Origin of the sequence: Cellulomonas sp. KRMCY2 (assembly GCF_000526515.1) — a bacterium.
Classification (GTDB): Bacteria; Actinomycetota; Actinomycetes; order Actinomycetales; family Cellulomonadaceae; genus Actinotalea.
Map to the genome: position 1 here is coordinate 3,706,130 of NZ_JAGF01000001.1, position 17,986 is coordinate 3,724,115.

Consider the following 17,986-nt stretch of genomic DNA (forward strand, 5'->3'; position numbering starts at 1 on the left):
GAGCGGCCCAGGCGCGGTGCGACCGCGTGCTACTGGGCCGTCCACCCGCCGTCGACGGGGAGCACCGTGCCGGTCACGAGGCCCGCGGCCGGGGACGCGAGGTACAGGACCGCGGCAGCGACGTCGGCAGTGGTGCCGAACCGCCCGACCGGGATGCGGGCCAGCACGTCGTCCGCGAAGTCCGGCTCGTCGAGACGTTCGGCGGTGCCCGGCGTCCGGATGAACGTCGGCGCGACCGCGTTGACCGTGACGCCGCGGGGTGCCCATTCCAGGGCGAGCACCTTCGTGAGCATGTTCACGCCGCCCTTGCTCGCGGAGTAGACGGCATGCCGCCGGATGCCGACGAGGCCGGCCTGGGAGCTGAGGTTGACGATCCGCCCGTAGCCACGCTCGATCATGGGCCGGGCAGCGGCCTGGCTCATGAAGAACAGACCCTTGAGGTTGACGTCCATGAGCTCGTCCCAGTCGGCCTCCGTGACGTCGAGCGCATCGTGGTTCGCGCCGAGGCCCGCGTTGTTGACCAGGATGTCGAGGCGGCCCTCCCGCGCGAGCACGTCGTGGACGGCGCGACGGACGGACGCGACGTCGGTCACGTCCGTCTCGACCCCGAAGGCGCGGCCGCCGGAGCCCCGCACCTCGTCCAGCAGAAGATCGAGGTCCTGGCGGGATCGCGCGGCGGCGCCGACCACGGCGCCGGCCGACGCCAGCGCGAGGACGAGGTCGTGGCCGATACCCCGTGAGGCACCGGTGACGATCGCGACGTGTCCTGCGAGATCGAAGTCCGGGGTCATCATCCCCCGAGCGTACGGGCAGGGCTCAGACCGGCACCCGGTCGCCGATCTCGGTCCACCGCCACGAGGTCCTGCGGGCGTCGATCGTCGATCCGACGGTCGCGTGGTCACCGATCGGGACGACCGAGTGCGTGATCGTGTCGTCGTACACGTGCACGAGGTTGAACGCCTGCGCACCGTCGCGCCCTCGGGTGCCGCCGTACGGGGTCTGCAGGTCCTGCGTGTAGCAGGTCGCCGACGCCACCGAGACGGGGATCCCGGCGAAGGTCGCCGAGGTCGAGTGGTGCAGGTGGCCGGCCAGGATCCCCCTGACGTCCGACCCTCGCAGCACGCCCGCCAGCGCCGCCTGGTCCCGCAGCTCGACGAGGATCGCGAGGTCCTGCACGCACGGCACCGGCGGATGGTGCATGGCGAGCAGCGTGCCCTCCGGGGCGGGGTGCTCGAGCACGGCCGCCAGCCAGCGCAGCTGGTCCGGGGCGAGGGCGCCGTGGTGCGCGCCAGGCACGGTCGTGTCGAGCACGACGATCCGCAGGCCGCCCAGCATGACGACGTCGTCGTACGGCGCGGTCGACCCGGGCTCACCCAAGAGCTCGGTCCGCAGCACCGCGCGGTCGTCGTGGTTACCCATGACCCAGATGGCCCGCGCGCCCAGCCGTGCGGCTGTCGGCTCGACCACCTCCCGCAGGCTCCGGTAGGCGGCCGGGTCGGCGGCATCGGCGAGGTCGCCGGTGAACAGCAGCGCCTCAGGTCGGGCACCCGAGGCCTCGAGCCGCTCGAGGAGCGCTGCCAGATGGGCCCTGCTGTCCGCCACGCCGTGCAGCAGCGGCGCCTGCGGCGTGACGAAGTGGGTGTCGCTCAGGTGCACGAGAAGATGGAGTGGGCGTGGGTGCTCAGCGGAGCGCACGGTCATGGGCCTAGGAGATCGTTCGTCGGCCACGGGTACGTGGCTCGGTGGTGAACGAGGCGCGGGAACCCGATGAACGATCCGGCGGTCGTCCCACCGTCGGCCGCCGCCGGGTCGTGGCGGGGCGGGGCGTGGCTACGATCGGCCAATGAACCGGCTGGCACGGCGGGTCCAGCGGACCTATCTGGTGCTGATCCTCGGGAACACCCTTGCCGCGTCGTTCATCTGGGGCATCAACACCCTGTTCCTGCTCGACGCCGGCCTCACCAACCTCGAGGCCTTCGCGGCGAACGCGTTCTTCACGGCTGGCATGGTCGTCTTCGAGATCCCGACGGGTGTGGTCGCCGACGCGTGGGGGCGCAGGACCTCCTACCTGCTCGGCACCGTCGTCCTGGCCGCGTCGACGTTCCTCTACTACCTGCTCTGGCAGACCCACGCGCCGTTCTGGCAGTGGGCCGCCGTCTCGGTCCTGCTCGGGCTCGGGTTCACCTTCTTCTCCGGCGCCGTCGAGGCGTGGCTCGTCGACGCTCTTGCGTTCGCGGAGTTCGAGGACAGCCTCGAGGCGGTCTTCGGACGTGCGCAGGTCGTCGGAGGTGCGGCGATGCTCGCCGGTTCCGTCGCCGGCGGGTACATCGCACAGGTCACCTCGTTGGGGGTGCCCTACCTGATCCGGGTGGCGACCCTGGGCCTGATGTTCGTCGTGGCAGCCGTGTTCATGAAGGACCTGGGCCACGTCCGCGAGGCAGAGCAGACACCTGTGCAGGCGATCCGGACCATCGTCGTCACCTCCCTCGACCACGGGCTGCGGAACCCGCCGGTCCGCTGGCTCATGCTCGCCGCCCCGTTCACCTCCGGGGTGGGGTTCTACGCCTTCTACGCGATGCAGCCCTTCCTGCTCGAGCTGTACGGCAACACGGGGGCGTACGGCATCGCCGGCCTCGCGGCAGCGATCATCGCCTGCTCCCAGATGCTCGGTGGGCTCCTCGCTCCCCGGATCCGGCGGATGGTGCGCCGCAGGACCTCTGCACTGATCGTCGCCGTGGTCCTGGCGACGCTCCTGCTCGCGCTGCTGGGCATCACCCACAGCTTCGTGCTCGCCCTGCTGCTGCTCGTGCTGTGGGGCATGTCCCAGGCCGCGGCCCTACCGGTGCGCCAGGCCTACCTGAACGACCTCATCCCGTCGAGGCAGCGAGCGACGGTCCTCTCCTTCGACTCCCTGATGGGCAGCAGCGGCGGAGTCGTCGTCCAGCCGGTCCTGGGCCGGGCTGCCGATGCCTGGGGCTACGGGCCGTCGTACCTCGTCGGGGCGGTGATCCAGCTCGTGGCGGTGCCGTTCCTGTACCGCAGCAGGCGGGAGCACGACGATGCGGATCTCAGCGTGCGGCCCTGAGCCACCCCGCCGTACCGGTCCGACCGTTCAGCCCCGCACGAGGCCCGGCGCGAACACCTGGATCCGGCCCTTGCCGTTGGCCTTCGCCGAGTACATGGCCACGTCCGCCCGGTGGATCAGCTGTTCGAGGTCGGACTCGCTGGTCGCGGTCGCGACACCCACGCTGGCTCCGACGCGCGCCACGCCGCCGTCCAGGTGCACCGGGGCCGCGACGGCGTCGACGACGCGCTGGGCGATCACCGAGGCGGGCGCACTCCCGGTGCGGTGGAGCAGGATGGCGAACTCGTCCCCACCGATGCGCGCGCACAGGTCCCCCGGGCGCGTGGCCCGACGCAGGCGTCCCGCGACCTCGCGGAGCAGCTCATCACCTGCGCCATGGCCGAACAGGTCATTGACGTCCTTGAAGTCGTCGAGGTCGACGAACAGGACCGTGGTGTCCTGCGCGGAGGTGTCCTCGAGGGTGGTGGCGAGAGCGGCGTTGAAGGACATCCGGTTGGCCAGCCCGGTGAGGTTGTCCAGGGTCGCCCGCAAGGTCAGCTCCTGGTGCACGTCGCTGCTGCGCAGTGCCAGTGCCACCTGGTTCGCCAGGCTGTCGATCGCGGCCAGCGCCTCGTCGGGCACCGTTCCGGGGTAGCCGAGGAACAGCCCCTCGTTCCCCGGTCGGTTGCGCGCGTCGGTCATCGGTACGCAGGCCCAGGCGCAGGGCGTGCCGACCGCCGCGTCCAGCTCCGCGTGTCCACGGACTGCGACGTGCCCCTCCTCGCAGCCACCGATCGCCACGATGTCCGCGGGAAGCGTCGCGGGGACGCCGCTGAACCCACCGCGCGCTCCGTCCACGCGCAGCGCACCACCGGCCCTGGTCACCTTGACCACTCGTAGTCCCGGCAGGACCGCGCAGATCTGGGCGGTCGCCAGCCAGGCGATCCGACGGATCTCGTCCGCATCGGTCACACCCAGCAGCCGGTGCCCCACCGAGACGTGCACGGCGTCGAGCTGGGCCATCCGCTCCCTCGCCCGCAGGCTGCCCGCGAGCTGCCGGCCCACGACGAGCGTCAGGAGCATGGTCGGGATCACGCTGACCACCGGGACCAGATCTGCCGCCACGGAGTGGCCGGGAACGTACTGCCACAGGGGCACCGCAGCGATCAGCCCTGCGGCGTAGACCGCCCACCGCAGGACGGCTCGGAGAGCGGAACCGTACAGCGAGCGGAACCACAGCGCAGCGAAGACCAGACCGAAGACGGCAGCCGGCTCAGGGCCGGCCAGCGCGAAGACCGTCATCGCGACGGCGTCCACCACGTCCATGGCCGGTGGGGCGCAACGCCGCAGGTATCCCGTGACCCAGGACAGCCCGAGGGTCACCGCTGCGGCCACCGCAGCGACCACCGTCACGCCGTCCGCTGCCACGAGCGTCCCGGGCAGGGCGAGCACGACTGTCACGAGTGCCAGCACGGCGAACAGCCAGCGCGTGGCCTCGAGGGCCCCAGCCGGCCGGCGGGCCCGCGTCCGCATGCGGCCGAGCAGCCCGGACAGTCGCCCCGACGCTCGTCGCGCGGCGCCGAGGGCGTCGCGCACCTGGATCCCGATCAACGGCGGTCCCTCTCGTTCGGCGGCCCGGCTGACCTCATGGGTCCCGTGGCTTGGCGTCCCCTCCTCGCGGCGGGTTTGCCCTTTCGTCGGTACATCCGCTCATCGGCACGACGCGGGGTCGCCTGAAGGCTGTGCGACGCGAGGCACCGTGGAGGCGGCATCATGTTCGCACGCTTCGTCCCTACCGCGGGGGGGCGGCAGGTGTGGAATGTGGTCGTGGCGATCCATGACAACGTGCTGTCCCACCGGTCGGCGGAGCACGCCGTGCCCCCGAGCCAGGCCGGGGAGGAACCATGACCGTTCTCGTCGCGTACGCCAGTCGGTACGGTGCCACAGCCGGCATCGCCGAGCGCATCGCCGAGACCCTGACCGCATCCGGGCACCCCGCCGAGGCATGCCACGTGTCGGATGCGAAGGACGTCGCCGACCACGAGGCCGTCGTCGTGGGCAGCGCTGTGTACTTCGGCTCCTGGATGAAGGACGCCACCGCTTTCGTCGAGCGCAACAGTCGGACCCTGGCCGACCGCCCGGTGTGGATGTTCAGCAGCGGCCCACTGCCGGGCGCGGTCCTGCCCGAGGAGACCGACAACGACCCGCAGCCCAAGGGCCTGGCAGGGGTGCAGGAGGCGATCGGCGCCAAGGAGCACCGCATCTTCGACGGCGCGCTCGACCCACGCGCGCTGAACCTGCGCCACCGACTCGTCCGCGCCCTTCCGGCGGGCCGGCCGCTGCTCCCCGAGGTGGACGGCCGCGACTGGCCCGCGATCGACGCCTTCGCACGGTCGATCGGGGCCGCGCTCGGCACGTGACCCTCTCCACGGGAGCCATCAGAGCTCTCGTCGGGGGCCGCTGCTCGGGCTGCACCGGCCGCCGCCCACGTTCGTCGGTCGATGACCGACGGGCCCACCGAGTGAGCACCGCGGACATCACTACGGACTGATATCATCCGGAGATGGTGTCAATCGATGACGGCAACCCACCGAGCACGGACGCCGTCGTGCGGGTGCTGGCCGAGCCACTACGGGCCCGGATCGTCGAGCTGCTGGCCGACGAGCAGCTGTGCACGTGCCATCTGGTGGAGCTGACCGGCGCCCGCCAGACGAACGTGTCCAACCACCTGCGGGTGCTGCGCGACGCCGGGCTGGTCGAGCCCGAGCCCGCAGGTCGCTACACGTACTACCGGCTGCGGCCCGATGCGCTGGACTCCGTCAGCGCACGGTTCGCCGCCCTCGCCGATCGTGCCCGCGCCGCCGGGCAGACCAGGAGAAGCTGCACATGAGCACCCACCCGGACTCCGCCGTCACGAGGGCCGACACCACCGCGGTGGTCGCCCGGCTGTCCGCGACAGACCGGCTCCTGCCGGTGCTGATCGGCACCGCCATGGTCGTGGGCCTGCTGCTCGGTCGGCTCGTGCCCGGCCTGGACGACGCCCTCGACGCGGTCAAGGTCGGGCAGACCTCCCTGCCGATCGCACTCGGGCTGCTGCTGATGATGTACCCCGTCCTGGCGAAGGTCCGGTACCGCGAGATCGGCCTGGTCACCGCCGACAAGCGCATGATCGCCGCGAGCCTGCTGCTGAACTGGGTGATCGGTCCGGCGGTCATGTTCGCCCTGGCCTGGCTGCTGCTGGCCGACCAGCCCGCCTACCGCACCGGCGTCATCCTGGTCGGCCTGGCGCGCTGCATCGCGATGGTCCTGATCTGGAACGACCTGGCGTGCGGGGACCGGGAGATGGCCGCGGTGCTGGTCGCCCTGAACGCCGTCTTCCAGGTGCTGACCTATGCCGCGCTCGGCTACTTCTACCTCAAGGTTCTGCCCGGATGGCTCGGCCTGGCGACCGCGGACCTCGACGTCTCGATGTGGGACATCGCCACGACCGTGCTGGTCTTCCTCGGCATCCCGCTGGTCGCCGGCTTCCTGACCCGCACCCTCGGCGAACGCCTGCGCGGCCAGGAGTGGTACGAGACGACGCTGCTGCCGAGGATCAGCCCGATCGCCCTCTACGGGCTGCTGTTCACGGTCGTCGTTCTGTTCGCCCTCCAGGGCAGGACCATCACCGACGAGCCCCTCAACGTCGTGCGCATCGCCCTCCCCCTGCTCGCCTACTTCGCCATCATGTGGTTCGGCGCCTTCGGCATCGCCCGCTGGCTCAAGCTGAGCTACCCCCGCACCACGGCACTGGCCTTCTCGGCGGCCAGCAACGACTTCGAGCTGGCCATCGCCGTGGCGATCGGCGTGTTCGGCGTGACGAGCGGCCAGGCGCTCGCGGGCGTCGTCGGCCCACTGATCGAGGTCCCCGTCCTCGTCGCTCTCGTCTACCTGGCCCTGTGGCTGCGCGGGCGCCTGACCTGGCCGACGGCCGCCGCCCGATAGCGACTGCCTGACATCGACGAGACGAGCACCCCTGTGAACGAAGAGCTGGCCACCGGCGCTGCGGTTGCCGCCCTGGTCCTCCTGACCCTGCTCGCGTTGTTCCAGCTCGCGCTGGCCCTGGGCGCCCCGCTGGGTCGCGTCGCCTGGGGAGGCCGGCACCGGGTCCTCCCCGGGCGTCTTCGCGTGGGCAGCGCGGTCTCGATCCTGCTGTACGCGCTCTTCGGCACCGTGCTCGCCGACCGCGTCGGACTCGTCGACGTCCTGCCGGACGCGGTGTCCGAGGTGGGGACGTGGGTCCTGGCCGGCTACTTCCTGCTGGGTGTCGTGATGAACGCGGTCTCGCGCAGCGTGCCCGAACGACTGACGATGGCTCCCGTCGCCGCCCTGCTCTCCGGGGCCTGCGTCGTCATCGCCCTCGCAGCCGGATAGCCCGACGGCGCACCGGTACGCGGTGCGCCGGCCCCCGACGACGCCCCGGCCGCCGTTCACACGAGCAGCGCGACGCCGATGGCGACGAGCCACAGCGACCAGGCGACGTAGGCCACCGGCGTGAGTCGTTCGGCGAGCCGCCAGCCGATCGGCTCGTGGCGACCGACGAACTCCAGCGAGCAGGCGACCAGGACCGGCCCGACGACGACCCCGACGACTCCCAGCCACGACGGCACGACGGCACTCCTGGCCAGGGCGATCCCGACCAGGGTGGTCCAGGCGCCGGTGAGCGCATAGCCGAGGTGCTCGCCGACGTCGACGCCGAGGTAGCGGTTGAAGGACTGGAAGACGACGTCGATCGCCTCCCGGCGCGCCTCGCTCGCGTCGGGCTCGTCGTCCGCCCGGGCGAGGTAGGGCACCAGGAACGGCCAGCGGACGAGCCCGAGGAACTGCACGGCGGCGGCCAGCACACCGACGGTCGTGGTGACGGCGAGGAGCCCGCGGTCACCGTCACCGATCGCCTCGGAGAGCAGGACGACCAACGGGACCATGAGGACCGCCGTGAGCGCGAAGGCCCACCACAGCAGGACCAGGCTCGTCCCGCCGGCGCGGAACGCCGCCAGGACCTCCGCTGTCGGTCGGCGCAGGATGTCGGGGTAGTCGAAGCGTGCGGCGAGCAGCGCGAACGCGACGTTGAACGCGAGCGGGACGACGACGAGCAGGAGGCCGGTGAGCGGGGAGACGGTCGGCGCGTGGCTGAAGATCATGGTCCCTCTCTATGATGTACGGTGTCCGTTACGGTAACGTACGTTGTACACCCGGGGGGGTCAAGAGCCGTGAGCCACGAGCCGGACGCAGCGTCGCCCATCGACCCGGGCCGGACGCGACGATCCCGCGGCTCGCTGAACCCGGACCTCATCCTCCAGGCAGCCGAGGACGTCGCGGCCGAGGGTTTCGACGCCCTGACGATGCGGGCGGTCGCCGGCCGGCTCGGCGCCGTGCCGATGGCGCTGTACAACCACTTCGCCACCAAGGACGCACTGGTCGACGCCCTGCTGGACCGCGTGCTCGGCCGCTTCGAGCTCGAACCGGCGACCGGCGACTGGGTCGATGACCTCCGCCGATTCGCGCATGCTCACCGGCGTGTGCTGACCGGCCATCCGTGGGCCGTCGCGCCGCTCTTCAGCCGGCCGAACCCGGGGCTGGGCGCCGTCCGCATCGGCGAAGGCGCACTCGGCATCCTGCAGCAGGCCGGGCTCTCCGGTGCCCGCGCCGTGGCCGCCTTCAGCGGGATCATCGCCCTCAACTACGGCTGGTCGTCGTTCACGGCCCCGCGCACCCTCGACCCCGGCACGCCGGGCCGCGACGTCGGTGCCGCGCTCGCAGCACTCCCCCGTCGCGAGTACCCGCTCACCGTCGGAGCCGCCGACGAGCTGGCCTCCTACGGCAGCGACGCCCACTACGACTTCGTCCTGGACCAGCTCCTCAACGGTCTGCGCATGACCGCCCGCGCATCCTCCGGATCCTGAGCGGATGCCGGCCATGGACCCGGACCACAGGCCGGTTCCCCGGCGGCACGGGCGCGTCGTCCCGAACGTGCTGCTCATCGGGCTGACCAGCATGTTCGTCGACCTGAGCACCGAGATGGTCTATCCGCTCGTGCCGATCTTCCTGACCGCCACGCTGGGGGCCACACCCATGGTGGTCGGCGTGATCGAGGGGATCGCCGAGAGCCTCGCCTCGCTGCTCAAGGTCTTCAGCGGCTACCTCGGCGACGTCCACCAGCACCGCAAGCGCCTGGCCTTCCTCGGGTACTCCGGTGCCGTGGTCTACAAGGTCCTGCTGCTCGCGGCGACGTCCTGGGGCGGGGTCCTGCTCGCACGGGTCGTGGACCGCACCGGCAAGGGCATCCGCACTGCTCCGCGAGACTCGTTGATCGCGCAGTCCAGCGACCAGAGCAAGCTCGGTGGCTCCTTCGGGCTGGCCAAGATGCTCGACATGGCCGGGTCGTCAGCCGGCGCACTGCTCGCCCTCGTGGTGGTCAGCACCGGTACCGCGTTCCACCAGGCCTTCCTCTGGTCGATCGTGCCCGCCGTCATCGGCATCCTGATCATCCCTGCCGTCCGCGAGGAGCGGGTCGAGCGGCCCGCCGGCGTGCGGCCGACACTGCGCGGGGCACCCCTGGACGCACGCCTACGGCTGTACCTGGGCACCGTCTTCTTCTTCTGCCTGGGCAACTCCTCGAACGCGTTCCTGCTCCTCAAGGCAGCGGACCTCGGCTTCTCACTGACCCAGGTGATGCTCCTCTACCTGATCTTCAACGTCTCCGCGTCGGTCTTCGCGATCCCCTCCGGCCGGTTCTCCGACCGGTTCGGCCGCAGGTCCGTCCTGGTCCCCGGGTACCTGCTGGCCGGGCTGGTGTACCTCGGGCTCGCAGGCTTCACGTCCCGACCAGCCGTCGTGCTGCTCTTCGTCGTCTACGGCGCCTGCACGGCCTTCCTCAGCGGCGCCGAACGCGCCTTCGTCGCCGAGGCCGCGCCCCCGCACCTCCGTGGCACGGTGCTCGGCGTCTACGGCACGCTCCAGGGCATCGGGCTGCTCCTCGCCTCCCTGATCGCCGGCGCGATGTGGGTGGGCCTGGGCTCGGATGCCCCGTTCTGGTTCGGCGGCAGCCTCGCCGTCCTCGCCGCCGCAGCGACCGCGACGATCCTCGGCTCGGGCCGTCGCCGGAACGCCCGTCATGGTTGACAGTCGTCCGACACGATGGGGTGTCCGATCGTCGACAGGAGCGCTGATGAGGCAGGGTGACCTGTACGCGCGGCTGTCAGCCAGCCAGCGTGCCGGGATCGTTGCCGCATCGGCCTCGGTGCCGATGAGCCTGGTACCGCTCCTGCGACCGCGCTCGGCGACGGACCAGGGCTTGATCACCGGGCTCTCCTCAGCCATGAACTACGCACTGACGACAGTCGCGCACGATGTCGTCCTCGGCACCTCCCGTGGCGCGCTGCGCCTCGTGGGCGCGCGCATCGACGTCGGCAGCACGGCGCGCACGACCCTCGCGGTCGACCTCGTCGCCCTCGCAGCGTCGTCGGCGGTGCACGTCGCCCTCCCCCGCCGCGACGGCGAGGCGGCCGCCCGGGCGATCGTCCGGACCACGGCAGGTCGCATCCGAGCCGCCGCCGTCGCGGGCATCCTGCCGAGCGTGCTCGACGCCCTGCCGGGACGGGACCGGGCGATCGGCGCTGCCCTGCGTACGGTCCCCGTGACAGTGGTCGCGGGCGCGGGCATCTCCGCAGCGATGCAGCTCGTACGCGTCCGGCGCCTGCGCGCCGCGGGCGTCGACCCGGTCAACGGTCATGGTGCCCCGGTGGCGAAGTCGCTGGGCATCGGCGCGGTCACGGCGATGGGGGCGGTCGGCCTGGCCGCCGCGGAGCGTCGCATCGCGCACGCCGCGGACGCCGCCATCCGCCGGGTGACCGGTCGCGCCGGACACGGCTCCATCCCGAGCCACCTCGCGTCCGTCGCCGTCATCGGTGCAGGGCTCTACGGCGTCGGGGCGAGGTACTACCGACGGGTCGAGGCGGCAGCATCCGCCGTCGACGGGACGCTCGCAGCCCCCCCGGACTCACCGCACGTCAGTGGCGGCCCGGGCAGCGTCGTCGCCTGGGGACCGCTCACCCGCCAACCTCGTCGTCACCTGACGTCCGTCACCACGGCCGGCAGGATCGAGTCGGTGATGGGTCGGGCCGCGCGCGAGCCGATCCGGGTCTACGTCGGTCTCACGAGCGGGCCGACGGTCGCCGACCGCATCCAGCTGGCCCTGACCGAGCTCGAGCGCACCGGGGCCCTGGACCGGTCCGTGCTCGTGCTGGTCTCCCCCACGGGGACCGGGTACGTCAACTACGCAGCAAGCTCGGCCTGGGAGTACCTCACCGGTGGAGACTGCGCGTCGCTCGCCCTGCAGTACTCGCTGCGCCCCTCGATCCTGTCCCTCGACCGGGTGGACGACGGCCGGGAGCAGAACGGGGCCATGTGGACGGCAGTGGCGGAGGTCCTCGCCCGACGGGCCCCGGCCGACCGCCCACGCGTCGTCCTGTTCGGCGAGAGCCTCGGAGCCCACACCAGCCAGGACGCGTTCCTGCACACCGGTACCCGTGGCCTGCAGGCGCACTTCGTCGAGCGTGCACTGTGGCTCGGGACCCCGCACGCGAGCGGTTGGGCACACGAGGTCCGCGACCCCGCTCGCACGGACGTCCGGCCCGGAGAGGTCCTGCAGGTCGCCTGCGCCGATGACCTCGACCACCTCGATCCGACCGCTGCGGCAGCCGCCCGCTACCTCCTGCTCGCGCACGACGACGACGGGGTCAGCCTGTTCAGCCCGGACCTGCTCGTCCGAAGCCCCACCTGGCTGAGCGACAGCCGGCCCCCGGCGGTACCCGCTCAGGCCGGTTGGTCGACCCCGATCACCTTCCTGCAGACCGCCATCGACACGAAGAACGCCGTGGACGCGACTCCCGGGGAGTTCGTCGCCACCGGGCACGACTACCGAGCCGACATCGCCCGGGCGGTGCGCTTCGCCTTCGGCCTCCCGTGCACCGACGAACAGCTCGCCGACGTCGAGTCCGCCCTGCGCCGCGAGGAGCTGGACCGAGCCGCCACCTGGTCGTGAGGCGATCATCGGCGCTGCCGCCGGCCTCGGGGCGGTCCTGGAAGGGTGCCGGCGGTGGCGTGGTCGTTATCCATCCGTGACTTTCGGGGCTCCGTATGCCTACCATGTGCCCGCTCCGGGGTCCGGAGCGGCCTGAGGTGGACCGCCGAGTCCTGTCACCACCGAGGGTCCTGGTACGAGCTCGCTGGCAGGAGCGGGGGAACCACATCGTGGGCGCCGGTCATGGCGTCCTTGGGGTGAAGCCGGAGAGATCCGGCCGGGCGAACTCCCGTCCGAACCCGACAGCTCACCTCGTAGGCGACCGGAGAGGTTGTCATGCCTACAGGTCCGCTCCCCCCACGCCATCGCGCGGTCGGCATCGCCCGCAACCCGCTGCATGTCGCGGCAGCCGGCGTCGCCGAGTCGCTCGACCGGATCGGCCGTCGCGGCGTCGTCGCCGTCGGGGCCTCGGGCCTCCTGGTCTCGATGCTGGGCGCCCCGGCGTCAGCGGCGGTGCGCACGGACCACCCGTCGGTCGACACCCGCGCCCTGACCGCCTTGGCGCGCGAGGCGCTGGCCGTCTCGCCCCGCGTGTCGGTGCCCGCGGATGCCGTCTGGACGTTCGACGCCCCCGTGATCAGCGTCGAGGCGGACCCGCCGCCCCCGCCGCCTGCCCCCGAGCCGGTCTCGCGCAGCACCGAGCAGGCACCCGCGGCGGCCATCGGCGCCGCTGCCCCGGCCTCCGCGAACGGCAGCGCGATCGTCGAGATCGCCTCGCGCTACGTGGGCGTCCCCTACGTGTACGGCGGCACGACCCCGGACGGTTTCGACTGCTCAGGGTTCACGTCCTACGTGTACGCCCAGATCGGCATCACCCTGCCCCGCACCTCGGGCGACCAGCGGTATGCCGGCACCGAGGTCGCAGCCGCCGACGCCCAGCCCGGAGACCTGATCTGGTCCCCTGGCCACATCTCGATCTACGCCGGCGGCAACCTCCAGATCGACTCACCCGTGCCCGGCCAGGCGATCCAGATCCGGGAGATCTGGCAGTCCAACCCGGTCTTCATCCGGGTCGGCTGATCCGGGGCGGGTCGTCACGACCGCACCGGGTGCGGCGTCCTCACATGCGGTGGGCCATCGGCAGCAGGAAGAAGTAGACGTTGACGGCCCCGAGCAGGGCAATGATCACCGCGTACGGCACCACGGTGCCCCGGCGTCGGGCCGCAGTCCGGTACCGACGGCGGGCGATCCGCCCGGCCGTGTACAGCGAGGCGGCAACCCCCAGGGCCAGGAGCGCGAACTGCAGCGCCTGGATGGTGCCGGCGCCGACCAGAGCGGGATCGCCGACCACAGGCGCGTCGCCGAACAGGCCGGCGACCGTGTAGTACACCGAACCGCCCTCGGCCAGCAGGTGGAACAGGTTGTGGGCCAGGTGCCCCGCCACGTCCAGCGGGATCAGGGCGTAGCCGAAGCGGGCGAAGTTCTGTCGGGTGGTCTCCAGGTTCGTCCCCGCGGCGGCTCGTGACGCGAGGGCCAGCAGCCCGACGGGGAGGGTGACGGCGAGCGCGAAGGCGACCGTGAAGATGACCGGGTAGCTGGTGATCCCGGTGGTCGTCTCGATCCAGGTCAGCACGTCGTTCCAGACCTCGAGCATGGTGATGTTCTGGATCAGGACGATCCCCATGATCGCCATCGCGAGGTACGACTCTTCGATCTTGGGCTTGTTGATGAACCACAGCTCGCTGGTGGGCTTCCGCAGCCGCACCGCGATCGCGTCGTTGGGGCAGGACTTGATGCAGTTGGCGCACAGGTTGCAGTTGGCGCTGTCCTCCATCGTCCGGGGAAAGGTGAACAGGGGGCATCCGGCGACCTTGTCGTTGCCGTTGTAGCAGACTGCCTTGGCCTTGCACGTCCTGCAGATCTCGCTGTCCGCGCGCAGCTCGACCATGCCGACGCGCGCGTAGTTGCCCGACATGCCGCCGAGGAAGCACAGGTACCGGCAGAAGGTCCGGCGCTGGAAGAGGGCACCGGAGGCGATGACGGCCGTGGTCAGGATCAGGACCAGGACGCCTGAGCCCCACGGCGACTCCACCACACCCCAGACATGGTCCGCCCAGGTGATCAGGAGGAACGAGGCGTCGATGATCCAGATGCCGTATCGCTTCAGGAAGACCGGGACCGGGCGGTTGACCCCGACCCACTTCTGGACGAAGTCCGAGATCGCACCGAACGGACAGACCGCGCACCAGAACCGGCCCAGGAGCACGAACACGATCGGGATCAGCGGCCACCACAGCACCCACATCAGTGCCGTGCCCGCGTTGTCGTGGGCCGCATCGGGACCGGCCAGCAGCTGGAAGGCCACCAGGCCGAAGACCCCGGCGACCGGCACCTGGAGCACCCCCGGATACCACCGGCTGCGCAGCACGCCGGCCACGAAGCGGTTGGTCATCAGGTTGCGGCCGACCGGCGCAGGAGTCGTGTCTGGCGTCTCGTCAGGGTCGACAGAGCCATCCCGGACGGTCGGTGCGGGCAGCGTGATGGTCGGCATCTCTGGTCCTCGGAGAGTGGATGGGCGATCAGGCGGCGGACGGGACGGTCGTGCGGGCCGCTGGGCCGCGGCGGACCTTCGGCGGCGTCCGGCGGCGCAGGATCGCCGCGGCAGCCAGGACGGCCACGTTGATGAGTGCGAACGAGCCCAGGACCAGAGCCCGGGGGCGCGGTGTCCGCTCGGAGTGCTCCTCGCCAGGGATGGCAACCTCCTGATGGTCGGAGTCGGTCATCTCCTCGTGTTCCGGCTCGCCGTCGGCCGGCGCGACTGCTTCCTGGTGGTCCGAGGGCGACATCTCTCCGTGCTCGGCGACCGGCGGGTCGTCGTCGAGGACGGGCCGGCCGAGTCCTGTGGACACCGGACCGAAGGGAGCCGCCGATGCCATGGGAGCAGCGGCTCCGAGCAGCAGGGCCGCCAGGACGACGGTGCGTGCGAGACGTGCGGGGTGGCGCATCGTGGGGCTCCTCGACGTGGGGCGACACGCCACTGTCCCGGCACCACGGACGCGCGGCCCGGGACTCGTGGGACCCGAGCCGGGTTCTTCATCGGACCTTCATCGTTCGCGCCCACCAGTCACCGGCGCCGATCTGCGTGCACCACGGGCCCATCGCCATCTCCTGACGTTCGACGAGCATCTGGTGGCGCCCGGGACCATGAAGGTTCGCTGAAGATCCGCCCGAGAGGCCCCCCGTCCGGTCCGGATCGGCCGACCAGCGGCTAGCGTCGGATGGCGCGCCGGATCGTCGGCGCAGGTGCCACGACGTGGCGTCCGCAGGAGCGTGCGGGGATCCGCAGGCACGTCACCGAGGGAGAGAGCCCGATGACCACCACGAGCTACGACGTGGCCGACGCGACCGGGCCCGGCTCGTGAAGGCCGCCGCCATCGGCCGACTGACCGCCTATGCGGTGGTCCTGGCCATCGCCTTCGCCGTCGCGTACGCGCTCGGCTCCGCCCTCCAGGCCTGAGGACCACCATGACCACGACCGACCTGACGACGACGGGCAGCGGACCGCTCGACGACACCGTGACCACCATCGAGCTGGCCATCGGCGGGATGACCTGCGCGTCGTGCTCAGCCCGGATCGAGAAGAAGCTCAACAAGATCGACGGCGTGACCGCAACGGTCAACTTCGCGATGGAGTCGGCCAAGGTGGCATTCACCACCCCGATCACCGTCGACCGCCTCATCTCGGCCGTCGAGGAGGCCGGGTACACGGCTGCTCCCCCGCCGCCGCCCACGCCTGCCACCTCTGCCGGGGGCACCACGGCGGCGGCCGAGCAGGTCGGCACCCACGACGACCCCGTCGACGCCCTGCGCCGACGTCTGGTGATCTCGGCCGTCCTGACGGCTCCGGTCCTGGCGTTGGCGATGATCCCGCCGCTGCAGTTCGACAACTGGCAGTGGCTCTCCCTGACGCTTGCCGCGCCCGTCGTCGTCTGGGGTGCGCTGCCGTTCCACCGAGCGGCCTGGAAGAACCTGCGGCACGCCACCGCGACCATGGACACCTTGATCTCGATGGGCGTCCTCGCGGCCTTCCTGTGGTCCCTGTGGGCCCTGTTCCTCGGGGACGCCGGCATGCCGGGGATGCGGATGGACTTCACGCTCTTCCCCGAGCCCGGCGCCGGGAGCACGGAGATCTACCTGGAGATCGCCGCGGCCCTCGCCGTGTTCATCCTGTTGGGCCGGTACTTCGAGGCCCACGCCAAACGGCGCTCCGGAGCAGCCCTGCGGGCGCTTCTCGAGCTGGGCGCCAAAGACGTCGCCGTGCTGCGCGCGACCGCAGCCGGCGACGTCGAGACCCGGATCCCGATCGACCAGCTCGAGGTCGGCGACCGGTTCGTCGTGCGGCCCGGGGAGAAGATCGCCACCGACGGCGTCGTCGTCGAGGGCTCCTCGGCGATCGACGCCGCGTTGCTGACCGGTGAGTCCGTACCGGTCGAGGTCGGTCCGGGCGACCCCGTCACCGGTGCGACCGTCAATGCCGGCGGCCGGCTCGTCGTCGAGGCGACACGCGTCGGCGCCGACACCAAGCTCGCGCAGATCGCGCGGCTCGTGGTGGACGCGCAGTCCGGCAAGGCGGCCGTCCAGCGGCTCGCTGACCGGCTCTCGGCGGTCTTCGTCCCGATAGTCATCGCGCTGTCGGTGGGCACCCTCGGGTTCTGGCTCGGCCTGACCGGGGACGTCGTCTCGGCGTTCACCGCTGCGGTCGCGGTGCTGATCATCGCCTGCCCGTGCGCCCTCGGTCTGGCCACCCCGACCGCCCTGCTGGTCGGTACCGGGAGGGGCGCCCAGCTCGGCATCCTGATCAAGGGTCCTGAGGTCCTCGAGTCGACGCGCAAGGTCGACACGGTCGTCCTGGACAAGACCGGGACCGTCACGACGGGCCGGATGTCGCTCGTCCATGTCGTGGCGGGCGCCCGAGACGATGCCGATGAGACGCTGCGGGTGGCGGCGACCCTCGAGAACGCGTCGGAGCACCCGATCGCGGCTGCGATCGCCGCCGGGGCGACCGACCTCGGCGTGACACTCGGGACTGTGACGGACTTCGCCAACGTCCCGGGACGCGGCGTCCGCGGCACGGTCGAGGGCCATCGAGTCCTCGCCGGCCGGGCGTCGTGGCTGCAGGACGAGGGACTCGACCTGCCCGTCGAGCTCTCGGCCGCCCTGGACGAGGCCGAGAGCGCTGGTCGCACCGCCGTGGTGGTCGGTTGGAACGGCGCGGCACGCGGCGTGCTCGTCGTGTCCGACACGATCAAGACGACGTCGGCCGAGGCGATCGCCCAGCTGCGCAGCCTGGGCCTGACGCCGATCCTGCTGACTGGTGACAACACCCGTGCGGCCCAGGCGGTCGCCGCTCAGCTCGGCGTCACCGAGGTGATCGCCGAGGTCCTGCCCGAGGACAAGGTCGCAGTGATCACCCGCCTCCAGGGTGAGGGCCGGGTCGTGGCGATGGTCGGCGACGGCGTCAACGACGCGGCCGCCCTCGCCCAGGCCGACCTGGGCCTGTCCATGGGCACCGGGACCGACGCGGCGATCGAAGCCTCCGACCTGACCCTCGTCCGCGGTGATCTCCGGGCTGCAGCGGACGCGATCCGACTGGCCCGGCGCACCTTGGGCACGATCAAGGGCAACCTGTTCTGGGCCCTGGCCTACAACGTCGCGGCGATCCCGCTTGCGGCGTCCGGTCGGCTCAACCCCCTGGTCGCCGGTGCGGCAATGGCGTTCTCCAGCGTCTTCGTGGTGTCGAACTCCCTGCGCCTGCGTAGGTTCGCGGCCTGGTCCCAGCACACCTCCTAGACCCGCCGACC

At 71.5% G+C, this 17,986-nt stretch carries 17 protein-coding genes and 2 riboswitches; of the genes, 11 read left to right on the plus strand and 6 right to left on the minus strand.

Annotated elements, in window-relative coordinates:
* Positions 1–29: 29 nt before the first annotated feature.
* Positions 30–794, minus strand: a complete 765-nt coding sequence (locus K415_RS0117460) for an SDR family NAD(P)-dependent oxidoreductase (RefSeq protein ID WP_197024755.1) — start codon at positions 792–794, stop codon at positions 30–32.
* 22 nt (positions 795–816) lie between these two features.
* Positions 817–1,701 (minus strand): metallophosphoesterase, encoded by an 885-nt coding sequence (locus K415_RS0117465; RefSeq protein ID WP_024288327.1) that lies wholly within the window; start codon positions 1,699–1,701, stop codon positions 817–819.
* 142 nt (positions 1,702–1,843) lie between these two features.
* Between K415_RS0117465 and K415_RS0117470 the strand changes: the two genes are divergently transcribed.
* Positions 1,844–3,085, plus strand: a complete 1,242-nt coding sequence (locus tag K415_RS0117470; RefSeq protein WP_024288328.1) for an MFS transporter — start codon at positions 1,844–1,846, stop codon at positions 3,083–3,085.
* Between the two features lie 27 nt (positions 3,086–3,112).
* Here the strand turns inward: K415_RS0117470 and K415_RS23020 are convergent, their stop codons facing one another.
* Positions 3,113–4,675: a GGDEF domain-containing protein gene (locus K415_RS23020; RefSeq protein WP_024288329.1), complete on the minus strand. Its 1,563-nt coding sequence runs from the start codon at positions 4,673–4,675 to the stop codon at positions 3,113–3,115.
* A gap of 15 nt (positions 4,676–4,690) precedes the next feature.
* Positions 4,691–4,765: riboswitch (cyclic di-GMP riboswitch) on the minus strand.
* Positions 4,766–4,968: 203 nt separating this feature from the next.
* Between K415_RS23020 and K415_RS0117485 the strand changes: the two genes are divergently transcribed.
* The 4 genes from K415_RS0117485 (at position 4,969) to K415_RS0117500 (ending at position 7,477) form a co-directional block, all read left to right on the plus strand.
* Positions 4,969–5,484 (plus strand): flavodoxin domain-containing protein, encoded by a 516-nt coding sequence (locus K415_RS0117485; protein ID WP_024288330.1) that lies wholly within the window; start codon positions 4,969–4,971, stop codon positions 5,482–5,484.
* Between the two features lie 143 nt (positions 5,485–5,627).
* On the plus strand, positions 5,628–5,954 hold the full coding sequence (locus K415_RS0117490) for a helix-turn-helix transcriptional regulator (protein ID WP_029664055.1): 327 nt from the start codon (positions 5,628–5,630) through the stop codon (positions 5,952–5,954).
* Positions 5,951–7,048, plus strand: coding sequence for an ACR3 family arsenite efflux transporter (arsB, locus tag K415_RS0117495; RefSeq protein ID WP_024288332.1), 1,098 nt, complete (start codon positions 5,951–5,953; stop codon positions 7,046–7,048). Before K415_RS0117490 ends, arsB begins: the two co-directional genes overlap by 4 nt.
* A gap of 33 nt (positions 7,049–7,081) precedes the next feature.
* On the plus strand, positions 7,082–7,477 hold the full coding sequence (locus tag K415_RS0117500; protein ID WP_024288333.1) for a hypothetical protein: 396 nt from the start codon (positions 7,082–7,084) through the stop codon (positions 7,475–7,477).
* 56 nt (positions 7,478–7,533) lie between these two features.
* Here the strand turns inward: K415_RS0117500 and K415_RS0117505 are convergent, their stop codons facing one another.
* On the minus strand, positions 7,534–8,244 hold the full coding sequence (locus K415_RS0117505) for a DUF4386 domain-containing protein (protein WP_024288334.1): 711 nt from the start codon (positions 8,242–8,244) through the stop codon (positions 7,534–7,536).
* Positions 8,245–8,313: 69 nt separating this feature from the next.
* On the opposite strand from K415_RS0117505, the gene K415_RS0117510 reads away from it, so the two are divergent.
* The 4 genes from K415_RS0117510 to K415_RS0117525 all read left to right on the plus strand — a co-directional run bounded on the left by K415_RS0117510 (position 8,314) and on the right by K415_RS0117525 (position 13,205).
* On the plus strand, positions 8,314–9,006 hold the full coding sequence (locus K415_RS0117510) for a TetR/AcrR family transcriptional regulator (protein WP_024288335.1): 693 nt from the start codon (positions 8,314–8,316) through the stop codon (positions 9,004–9,006).
* Positions 9,007–9,010: 4 nt separating this feature from the next.
* Positions 9,011–10,225, plus strand: coding sequence for an MFS transporter (locus K415_RS0117515; protein WP_024288336.1), 1,215 nt, complete (start codon positions 9,011–9,013; stop codon positions 10,223–10,225).
* A 46-nt stretch (positions 10,226–10,271) separates the two neighbouring features.
* Positions 10,272–12,146 carry an alpha/beta-hydrolase family protein gene (locus K415_RS23025; RefSeq protein WP_024288337.1) on the plus strand — a complete coding sequence of 625 codons (1,875 nt, stop codon included), beginning with the start codon at positions 10,272–10,274 and terminating at the stop codon, positions 12,144–12,146.
* A gap of 133 nt (positions 12,147–12,279) precedes the next feature.
* Positions 12,280–12,460: riboswitch (cyclic di-AMP (ydaO/yuaA leader) on the plus strand.
* A gap of 1 nt (position 12,461) precedes the next feature.
* Positions 12,462–13,205, plus strand: coding sequence for a C40 family peptidase (locus tag K415_RS0117525; protein ID WP_024288338.1), 744 nt, complete (start codon positions 12,462–12,464; stop codon positions 13,203–13,205).
* Between the two features lie 40 nt (positions 13,206–13,245).
* Here K415_RS0117525 and K415_RS0117530 read toward each other — a convergent pair whose 3' ends face one another.
* Together K415_RS0117530 and K415_RS0117535 are read right to left on the minus strand one after the other, a co-directional pair.
* The gene (locus K415_RS0117530) at positions 13,246–14,676 is read right to left on the minus strand and encodes a 4Fe-4S binding protein (protein WP_024288339.1); all 1,431 of its coding nucleotides are present in this window, start codon (positions 14,674–14,676) and stop codon (positions 13,246–13,248) included.
* A 28-nt stretch (positions 14,677–14,704) separates the two neighbouring features.
* A complete protein-coding gene (locus K415_RS0117535) occupies positions 14,705–15,130 on the minus strand; it encodes a hypothetical protein (RefSeq protein ID WP_024288340.1) in 426 nt (141 codons plus the stop codon).
* A 273-nt stretch (positions 15,131–15,403) separates the two neighbouring features.
* On the opposite strand from K415_RS0117535, the gene K415_RS24110 reads away from it, so the two are divergent.
* Both K415_RS24110 and K415_RS0117555 read left to right on the plus strand, forming a co-directional pair.
* Positions 15,404–15,547 (plus strand): hypothetical protein, encoded by a 144-nt coding sequence (locus tag K415_RS24110; protein WP_155859512.1) that lies wholly within the window; start codon positions 15,404–15,406, stop codon positions 15,545–15,547.
* Between the two features lie 103 nt (positions 15,548–15,650).
* Complete coding sequence (locus K415_RS0117555) at positions 15,651–17,975, plus strand: cation-translocating P-type ATPase (protein ID WP_024288341.1); 2,325 nt, start codon at positions 15,651–15,653, stop codon at positions 17,973–17,975.
* Positions 17,976–17,986 lie beyond the last annotated feature (11 nt).

Bases quoted from the DNA above. Each gene is read 5' to 3' on its own strand.
- K415_RS24110 (WP_155859512.1), top strand. From the start codon at position 15,404: ATGGCGCGCCGGATCGTCGGCGCAGGTGCCACGACGTGGCGTCCGCAG.
- K415_RS0117470 (WP_024288328.1), top strand. From the start codon at position 1,844: ATGAACCGGCTGGCACGGCGGGTCCAGCGGACCTATCTGGTGCTGATC.
- K415_RS0117485 (WP_024288330.1), top strand. From the start codon at position 4,969: ATGACCGTTCTCGTCGCGTACGCCAGTCGGTACGGTGCCACAGCCGGC.
- K415_RS0117525 (WP_024288338.1), top strand. From the start codon at position 12,462: ATGCCTACAGGTCCGCTCCCCCCACGCCATCGCGCGGTCGGCATCGCC.
- K415_RS0117460 (WP_197024755.1), bottom strand. From the start codon at position 794: ATGATGACCCCGGACTTCGATCTCGCAGGACACGTCGCGATCGTCACC.
- K415_RS0117465 (WP_024288327.1), bottom strand. From the start codon at position 1,701: ATGACCGTGCGCTCCGCTGAGCACCCACGCCCACTCCATCTTCTCGTG.
- K415_RS23025 (WP_024288337.1), top strand. From the start codon at position 10,272: ATGAGGCAGGGTGACCTGTACGCGCGGCTGTCAGCCAGCCAGCGTGCC.
- K415_RS0117490 (WP_029664055.1), top strand. From the start codon at position 5,628: ATGGTGTCAATCGATGACGGCAACCCACCGAGCACGGACGCCGTCGTG.
- K415_RS0117505 (WP_024288334.1), bottom strand. From the start codon at position 8,244: ATGATCTTCAGCCACGCGCCGACCGTCTCCCCGCTCACCGGCCTCCTG.
- K415_RS0117515 (WP_024288336.1), top strand. From the start codon at position 9,011: ATGCCGGCCATGGACCCGGACCACAGGCCGGTTCCCCGGCGGCACGGG.
- K415_RS0117555 (WP_024288341.1), top strand. From the start codon at position 15,651: ATGACCACGACCGACCTGACGACGACGGGCAGCGGACCGCTCGACGAC.
- K415_RS0117535 (WP_024288340.1), bottom strand. From the start codon at position 15,130: ATGCGCCACCCCGCACGTCTCGCACGCACCGTCGTCCTGGCGGCCCTG.
- arsB (WP_024288332.1), top strand. From the start codon at position 5,951: ATGAGCACCCACCCGGACTCCGCCGTCACGAGGGCCGACACCACCGCG.
- K415_RS0117530 (WP_024288339.1), bottom strand. From the start codon at position 14,676: ATGCCGACCATCACGCTGCCCGCACCGACCGTCCGGGATGGCTCTGTC.